Source organism: Acetobacter lovaniensis (assembly GCF_014207635.1).
Taxonomy (GTDB): Bacteria; Pseudomonadota; Alphaproteobacteria; order Acetobacterales; family Acetobacteraceae; genus Acetobacter; species Acetobacter lovaniensis.
The window spans coordinates 24,067-32,579 of record NZ_JACHIE010000024.1 but is presented as its reverse complement, the minus strand read 5'-3'; the positions used below and the strand labels follow the sequence as shown (position 1 = coordinate 32,579).

Here is an 8,513-nt window from a genome sequence, read left to right as displayed (position 1 = left end):
TCTTTTGCTGTTCAAGCTCATTTGTCATGTCAGTTCTTCTTTATCATAACCAGCCACAAGCATGATCTGCCTTTCTTGTTTACTTATGAACCAGCGTATCCGAGACAGATCAGACCAACTGGGCAATCCAGAACGTCACTCTTCAGCAATATGTGGCAAGTTTTGCATGCGGCTCATTATGCCTGAATGCATAGCATGCCGCTGACGGTACCAAAGCTTTACAATCTTATTAAAATCTTTACCGCCTTTTAGCTTGCCCGCAGACGCTGGCTACGTCAACAAAAAACACATATTTTTATGTTATTTTTTTATAACACTTTCCTGTTTGTATATATTATTTACTCACAAATAGCAATTGTGTTATGTGCTGTAACCTGATGTACGAAATCTGAAAAACCTTTTTTGACAGCCTTCTATTTTTTCATAGTTCATTCATACCGGCCCCTCCCCTGGCACTCTGAAAGTCTGACATGAAACGCCGCCACCTTTTGCAAGCCAGTGCTTCTACCCTTCTTCCAGCATCTGCTCATGCGTCCACATTACAGACACGGCCTAATATTGTTTATATTCACTCTCACGATAGCGGCCGTTACCTGAGCCCTTACAAAAGCGGTGTTCCCGCGCCTGCAATTACGCATCTTGCCCAACAGGGTGTTCTGTTCCATCAGGTTTTTAGCGGTGCCCCCGTATGCTCTCCCAGCCGCGCAGCAATGCTGACAGGCCAGCCAGCCCACTGCTCAGGCATGAATGGACTGGCACACAGGGGCTTCAGCCTGAATGACCCACGGCAATTAATCTTCCGTTACCTGCAACGTTATGGGTATCAAGCCATATTGACCGGCATGCAGCATGTTGCCGCCGACCCCAACACTCTGGGTTATGATCTGAATCTTTGCCAACGGGATGCGCAGGGCCATTGGCTCTCCGAAGCAAGCATTGTGGCACCGATTGTTGAGCGTTTTCTGGATTCCAGACCCCGTCAGCCGTTTTTTCTTGATGTTGGCTTCTTTGAAACCCACCGGGAATACCCTGAACCGCACCCGCAGGATATTGCGCAGGTACGTGACGTGCCGCGCTCCATACCGGATACACCGCAAACACGATACGATTTTGCAGCATTCGGGGCAAGCGTGCGCCAGTTGAATAACGGGGTATCCCGTGTGCTGGATGCTTTAAGCAGGAACGGATATGATTCCAATACGCTGGTTATTTTTACCACCGATCACGGCCTGCCGTTCCCACGTATGAAATGCACCCTGACGGACGAAGGCTTGGGAACAGCCTTTATCATGAGGGGACCGGGTCTGGCCGCGGGCCATGAAAGCGATACGCTTATTTCGCAGACCGATCTGTTTCCTACCTTGTGTGCATATCTGAACCTACCCAAACCCACATGGTTGACAGGCACATCCTTCCTGCCATGCCTGAAAGGGCATGATGTGGAAATTCATGATACCATTTTTGCTGAAGTTTCTTACCACGCTGCCTATGAACCCATGCGCGCGGTCCGGAGCAAGAGATGGAAATATATTCGTCGTTTTGACCAGCGCAGCACACCGGTCCTTCCGAACTGCGATGACAGTCCAAGCAAAACCGTATGGCTGGCCGCTGGCTGGCAATCCCAGCGGGTAGCACCCGAAGCTCTGTACGACCTGACCTTTGATCCAACCGAACACGACAACCGCGTTCACGACCCTGACTGCCTGAAAATTTTGCAGGGGATGCGCCACAGGCTGCAGACATGGATGCAGCAGACACAGGACCCTTTGCTCAACGGTCCAGTCCGCGCCCCTTTGGGCGCTGTTGTCAACCGGGTTGATGGCATATCACCCCATGAGCCACCAGTCCCGGCCTAACGGCTGACTATCTGGGCACAACCCTGCTCAGATAGCCATAAACGGTCAAATCAGTCTTCTCCCTGCGTTGCGCCATAATGATCGGCAAAATGCTTGCCATCCGCCCCCCAGCTATAACTGCGCTCCGGGTAAGGCAGCATCTGACTGTTCCATGCCGCCCATTCCTTTTTGAGACGTGCAAACAGATCAGGCTGACGGTCCTTGAGGTTGGCCCGTTCGCGCGGATCATTGACAACGTCAAAAAGAAACTCGTTCTGCTCGATCTTTAAATACTTATATTGTCCCAAGAGGTGCGCATGCTGGTCGCGCAATTTATACCGCCAGAAAAAAGACCGATCCTGATGCTGCATTGGATCTGCCAGAAAAGGCAGAATATTCATACCATCACTTGCAAAATCAGAATCTGGCGCACCACCAGCAGCAGCAAGGAATGTTGGCAGCCAGTCCATTGTTATCACCGGCTGGGCCGTTTCCAGTCCTGCCTTCACCTGCTCAGGCCAACGCAGGACTGCGGGCACACGCAGCCCACCTTCGAGCAATTCTCCTTTAATACCTGTAAATGGCCATGTATCGGAATACCGCTCACCACCATTATCGCTTGTAAAAACAACAATCGTATTCTGGGCAATACCGGTCTGCTCCAGTGCATCCAGCACATGACCAATTTGAGTATCCATTGCCTGCACCATTTTGGCGTAGGTTTTGAGATTACCGCCATCATAGTCAAAAATATGTCCCTTGAGACGCCGGGATTCCGCCTCATCCTCCGGCCCTTCCCATGGCCAGTGCGGTGCATTGAAGTGCAGGCTAATGAAAAAAGGATCTGCTTCCTGAGCGTATCCCTTGACCAGCCGGACTGCCTCCTGCCCCAAAAGGCCAGTGAGGTAACCATGCTCATGAATCAGATGGTCGTCCCGATAAAACTGATCTTCTCCCGGGTGGCCCTGATGCGTAAAATAATCCGCAGCACCACCAGCAATCCCATAAAAATGATCATACCCACTTTTGAGCGGACCAAACTGCGGTGGACTGCCTAAATGCCATTTTCCGACAAGGGCAGTCTTGTAGCCTTCCTTTTTCAACTGTGCAGGCAGGGTCGGCAGACCGGGCGTCAGACCGACTGTTTTGTCGGCCCCACTAATCGGCTCCTCCAGCCCGCAGGCGATACGGTCCTGATAACGACCGGTAATAAGCGCCGTACGTGTTGCCGAACAGACTGCTGAATTAGCGTAGGCATGTGTCAGGCGGATGCCATCGTGGGCAATGCGGTCAATGGCCGGAGTAGAAAAATCTGGGTTCCCAAAGCAACTGACATCCGCATACCCCAGATCATCAGCCAGAATAAAAATGATATTGGGCTTGCTTGATCGCGCTGCAGCTCGTGCGGGAGCCCCCCCCTGCAACGCGGCCCCCAGACCCAGACCAGTAACTCCTGCCAAAAAACCACGACGCCCGCTTTTTGCTCCAACCATGACCAATCTCCCTGAATTCCGCATTATTCATAAAACCACTGGACTGTTAATCGACTTCGACCTGATCCATGGCGCTCCTGATCTGGGGGCTTTCATGCCCTCCCCAGTTCTGACGATTACCTCTGGCGGGTTTTTCAAATCGTTCTTCCCATTGATCCACATCGCTTGAGGCTGCCCATATGTCCCACAAAGCTGCCATATGCTGCACGCGGGCAGGTTCGGCAGAGGCCAGATTACGTGTCTCGCTCCTGTCCTGCGCCAGATCGTATAACTCCCACGGATGCCCGAAGCGGGCGACCAGCTTCCAGTCGCCATCACGCACAGCCCGATTGCCCTCATGCTCCCAGAACAGTGGAGAGTTACGATGCAGCACCTGTCCATGAAATGCCGGGGCAAAGCTTCTGCCCTGCATGGGAATAATATCGTGCCCCTTATAAGCGTGTGGATATGCAGCCCCCGAAACTTCGAGCAGTGTTGGCATCACATCAATCAGATGCCCCGGCTCACGCACGAAAGTACCCCGTAACGCGGGGTCTATGCCTTTGGGCCAATAGGCGATCAGTGGTGTTGCAATGCCACCTTCCTGAGTAAAATGCTTGAACCACTGGAACGGTGTGTTTTCAAGCGTAGCCCAGTTCATACCGCCAAAAACCGTGGATTGCGCACCACCAGCCTGCGCTCCCTCCAGACGTCCATCTGGCCCACTTTCCGCATTACCACCGTTATCAGCCATAAATAGGATAAGAGTGTTGTCCAGCACACCCTGCTCCCGCAGTCCATCAACCAGATGCCCGACCGCACGATCCATGCCAGCAATATCCGCTGCATAGACAGACATGATCTGGTCAAACCGGTCCTGCTGTTCCTCTGTCAGTTTGTCCCAGTCATAGGTGTTGGGCAAGCGCGGGGGCAATTGCTCTTCCGGCCCGACGAGACCAAGTGCTTTTTGCTTTTCAAAGCGCGCCTGACGGAGTTCGTCCCAGTTTTTCCTGTATTTGCCCCTAAAGCGGGCAATGTCCTCCTGCGGGGCCATAAGTGGAAAATGAACAGCCACAAACGGCAGATAAAGCAGGAATGGCTTATCCTGCTGTTCTGCCTCACCGGCGAACTTCAATGTCCAGTCAGCAAACAAGTCGGAGGAATACCATTCCCCCTGCCCGATTTCGGGCGAACCGACTGGCAGTTTCTGCCCGTCAAGATAGAGATACTGAGCATTTTTTTCTGGTTGATCTGGAAAGTAGATCTCACCAAACGGGGAGATAAGGGAACGCTGGAAGCCGCGTTGCCACGGCCCGACACCATGCGAGATACCCACATGCCACTTACCCGCAGCCCCCGTGTAATAGCCAGCCTGCTGAAGGACCTCGGCAAAGGTGACAACCCTGTCTTCCAGTTTTCCATGCAACCCACGAGAACCCGCAACCACGATATTCTCAAGGTGTCCTACCCCCGCCTGATGCGGATATGTGCCGGTCAGAAGAGAAGCGCGCGACGGGCTGCAACGCGCACAATTATAAAACTGGGTAAAGCGTAGCCCCCCAGCCGCCAGAGCATCAATATGCGGGGTTGGAATTTCGCTCCCGTATGACCCGATATCGGAAAATCCCATATCGTCTACCAAAATAACCACAATATTAGGTCGTTTTAACGGTCGTGCGCGCACAGGCCCCGTAAGGGCGGTTGATGTGAGCAGAAGAGTAACCGTGCCCCCCATAAAGACACGACGCGATACTGGCATGACTCTAAGTTTCCCCAAATGGAGTGTTCATCTTGTCGATCTTTGAAACCAGTGTAACCAGACGCTAGTCTGGCACCGCACCCTCTGCTACCCGCACAACGCAGCGAAAACCGATATGGCTGGTCGCACTTTCTATTGTCTGCGGGTGTCGGGCGGCGGGGCGGTAGCGCTGACAGTAATTGGCGGCACACAGGTGCGAACCCCCTTTCAGGACCTTGCGGCCTATGGGCACCCCACCTTCTTCACGGTCCAGACTCTCCCGCAATGTACCACCGCGTGGGTTGGCTACAATGCAGCATGGACGCTTGCCACTATTGCGTAGCTGTACTTCGGGCAGACTGTACCAGTCTTCCGTCCACTCCCACACATTCCCGATCATGTCTGACAATCCATACCCGTTGGGAGGATAGCTGCCGACTTCTGTCGTACGGTACCCTCCGCCCGGCCTCTGATTTGCAAAGGGGAACAGGCCTGTCCAGTAATTGGCAAGAATCTGACCATTGGGAGCGAGTTCATCCCCCCATGCATATTCCGCTTCCTTCAGACCACCCCGCCCGGCGTACTCCCACTCTGCCTCTGTTGGCAAAGCCTTGCCAGCCCATATGGCGTAAGCCGCCGCGTCAAGATATGCGACCTGCACCACCGGATGATCCATGATGTGTTCGATCGAACTTTCCGGCCCCGATGGGTGCCGCCAGTCTGCGCCGGGCACAAAAGCCCACCACTGCATGGGATCATTCAACGGCACCGGCCGATCCGTCTTTTGGAACACAAGAGAGCCCGGAACCGCGAGTTCTGGCAACATCCCCGGATAATCCTCGGGGTCAGGGGCTACTTCTGCAACTGTAAGGTAACCTGTTGCTGCGACAAATGCGGTAAAAGCTCTGTTAGTGACAGGAGTTTTATCTATCCAGAAATCCGACACGCTTACCCGGCGGCGTGGCCGCTCCTCCGGATAAAACTGCTCCGACCCCATTGTAAAGCTGCCTCCTTTGATAAAGCTCATGGTGTCTGTCTGGATATCCTGTGTCATGCTCTTTTGTATCCGCCTGAATTACTGGACAGTAAGATGGGTCACACCCAGCTTGCCCCCGTAAGGGCTTTTGCCTGCAAGGTCATGGCTGACCTGCGATCCCCTGTCCTGACCAATATCAAATGTTTCCGAATAACTACCGACAACAGAAGGATATTTGTGAATTTTTCCTTGCGCCACAACCTTACCATTCACCAGGAGCTGCACGGTCCCATCAGTCGGGGGCTGCCATAGGCCGCCATGGGGCGCAGAGCCCGCATCCGGTGTAAAGGCATAGCCGACTGTAACCACATGTGCGGGCAGACGCTCACTGCCAGCTATGACTTCATGAGTTTGTCCAAAGATATTATTTTCAAAAACCAGATGCCCGTCTTTTTCATACAGAACATACCCTCCCAGACGCCCACCCTGAGCCACAATGACACCACGCCCATTGCCGGATGCGCTATCAACCTCTGTCTCCACCCGATGCGCCCTGCCTGCCAGAACGGGAATGGCGTTGGGTGGCAGGCCGGAAATATCTGACGGGTAGGTAAATTCGTGCTTATCAAGCGCTACAATCGTCGGGGCACCCACCGGCGGCGGCAGCAGGGGGAAGACGCCATTGCGCTGCGCCTCGGCGGTAAACTCTTTTTTGAGTTCCTCCAGCTTCTGCGGCTCTTTTGCTGCAAGGTCGTCTGCCTCACTGTAATCAGTAGCAATATGATACAATTCCCACCGGTCATTCTGTGTTGAAGCTGTATAAAGTTTTTGCACCTCGTGCAGAAGATTCCACGGCTCGTAGTCATGCCGTGCCGCAGCTACCCAGCCATCCTTGTAGATGGCGCGATTTGCAAAAATTTCAAAATACTGCTCCGTGTGGACTTCTGGAGCGGCCGGGTTGGTAAAGGTCGGCAGCAGACTATGCCCTTCAAACGGAATTTGCTGCACACCATCAATCTGCTCGGGCAGAGAAACCCCCAAAATATCAAGAATGGTGGGGGCAATATCGTTAACATGGCTGAACTGGGTCCGTACCTTATCGGACGCCTGAGTATGACCGGGCCAGTCCACAATCAACGGGTTGCGTGTCCCCCCGAAATGAGAGGCAACCTGCTTCATCCACTGGAACGGGGTGCTGGTCGCCCAGGCCCAGCCTGCAGCATAATTATCTGCCACATCCGGTCCACCCAGTTTGTTGTAATTGGCAACCTGCAGGGCAAAACTATCAGGGGCGCCAACTCCACTGGCTCCTTCATTAACAATCGTACCTTCAAGCCCGCCCTCCCCGCTTCCTCCATTGTCGCCCACAATGTAGAAAACCAGCAGGTTATCCCCCCCAGGCCGTGTTCGAAGCGTATCCACCAGCTTACCTACCTGCTGGTCAGTTTCTTCCATATACGCCGAAAACACCTCCATCTGATGGGCATAAAGATGCTTCTGCTCCGCCGAGAGACTGGACCAGGCTGGCAGCCCTGCTGGGCGAGGGGTCAGTTTGGCATCGGCAGGAATAACGCCCAGCTGTTTCTGTCGGGCGAATGCCTCCTCCCGGTAATGGTCCCACCCCTCATCAAACCTCCCTTTGTTTTTGGCAATCCATTCGGGTGCGACGTTATGCGGCATATGCACGGCACCCGTTGCAAAATAAAGGAAATACGGGCGATTACCTGCAAGAACTTCATGCTCATCCACCCATGAAACCGCCTTGCCGACAAGGTCTTTGGTCAGATGGTATCCCTGCTCGGGAGTGGCCGGATTGGGGATCTGTGTAGTGTCATTATAAAGATGAGGTTCCCACTGGTCATCTGTGCCGCTCAGAAAACCGTAGAAATGGTCAAAGCCCAACCCCGTCGGCCAGTGGTTGAACGGCCCTGCAGCTGACGTTTCCCACCGTGGCGTATTATGCCATTTACCAAACGCTGCGGTAGAATATCCGTTCACCTGCAATATGCGCGCGATGGATGCTGTTTGCGGCTTCCATACGGTATTATATCCATCAAACCCGGCTGGAATATCCATTAGATTTCCAAAACCAACCTGATGGTGATTACGCCCTGTCAGCAATGCTGCGCGCGTGGGGGAACAGATGGCTGTGGTGTTGAACTGGTTGTAACGCACCCCTTCCGCCGCAAAGCGTTCCAGATTGGGCGTGCGCGCCTTGCCGCCAAAAGCCGAACTGGTTGCAAAACCCGCATCATCCAGCAGAATAAGCAGAATGTTGGGAGCACCCTGTGGCGCACGTGGGGCCTGAGGATAAGCGGGATGAACAGCCTGCGGCGCTGGCACTACCGGAGCAGGCTGAGCAAAAGCTACGGCACTCAGGCTACTGGCGGCAAACAGACTGGCAACATAGGTAACAAAATGACGCATTGCGCTTAAACTCTACGATCGAACGTGAAAGAAGGTGGGAATGGTATGGAAACCATGAAATATGA

The 8,513-nt window shown here is 53.6% G+C and carries 6 protein-coding genes; 2 read left to right on the top strand and 4 right to left on the bottom strand.

Annotated features, from left to right (window positions below):
* Together HNR55_RS16820 and HNR55_RS15585 are read left to right on the top strand one after the other, a co-directional pair.
* Window positions 1-186: hypothetical protein (locus HNR55_RS16820; RefSeq protein WP_221441747.1), on the top strand; the 186-nt coding region annotated here is incomplete at its 5' end.
* Between the two features lie 284 nt (window positions 187-470).
* The gene (locus HNR55_RS15585) at window positions 471-1,856 is read left to right on the top strand and encodes a sulfatase family protein (RefSeq protein ID WP_166116889.1); all 1,386 of its coding nucleotides are present in this window, start codon (window positions 471-473) and stop codon (window positions 1,854-1,856) included.
* Window positions 1,857-1,906: 50 nt separating this feature from the next.
* Here the strand turns inward: HNR55_RS15585 and HNR55_RS15580 are convergent, their stop codons facing one another.
* From HNR55_RS15580 to HNR55_RS15565, 4 genes are all read right to left on the bottom strand, one after another.
* Entirely contained in the window at window positions 1,907-3,328 is a 1,422-nt protein-coding gene (locus tag HNR55_RS15580) for a sulfatase family protein (RefSeq protein ID WP_166116887.1), read from the bottom strand.
* 46 nt (window positions 3,329-3,374) lie between these two features.
* Window positions 3,375-5,066, bottom strand: a complete 1,692-nt coding sequence (locus HNR55_RS15575; protein WP_166116885.1) for an arylsulfatase — start codon at window positions 5,064-5,066, stop codon at window positions 3,375-3,377.
* A 64-nt stretch (window positions 5,067-5,130) separates the two neighbouring features.
* Window positions 5,131-6,099, bottom strand: coding sequence for a formylglycine-generating enzyme family protein (locus tag HNR55_RS15570; protein WP_198911936.1), 969 nt, complete (start codon window positions 6,097-6,099; stop codon window positions 5,131-5,133).
* Between the two features lie 21 nt (window positions 6,100-6,120).
* On the bottom strand, window positions 6,121-8,448 hold the full coding sequence (locus tag HNR55_RS15565) for an arylsulfatase (RefSeq protein ID WP_166116883.1): 2,328 nt from the start codon (window positions 8,446-8,448) through the stop codon (window positions 6,121-6,123).
* Window positions 8,449-8,513: the final 65 nt, after the last annotated feature.

Excerpts from the sequence above, each read along its gene's own strand:
- HNR55_RS15580 (WP_166116887.1), bottom strand. The coding sequence starts at position 3,328 with ATGGTTGGAGCAAAAAGCGGGCGTCGTGGTTTTTTGGCAGGAGTTACT.
- HNR55_RS15585 (WP_166116889.1), top strand. The coding sequence starts at position 471 with ATGAAACGCCGCCACCTTTTGCAAGCCAGTGCTTCTACCCTTCTTCCA.
- HNR55_RS15570 (WP_198911936.1), bottom strand. The coding sequence starts at position 6,099 with ATGACACAGGATATCCAGACAGACACCATGAGCTTTATCAAAGGAGGC.
- HNR55_RS15575 (WP_166116885.1), bottom strand. The coding sequence starts at position 5,066 with ATGCCAGTATCGCGTCGTGTCTTTATGGGGGGCACGGTTACTCTTCTG.
- HNR55_RS15565 (WP_166116883.1), bottom strand. The coding sequence starts at position 8,448 with ATGCGTCATTTTGTTACCTATGTTGCCAGTCTGTTTGCCGCCAGTAGC.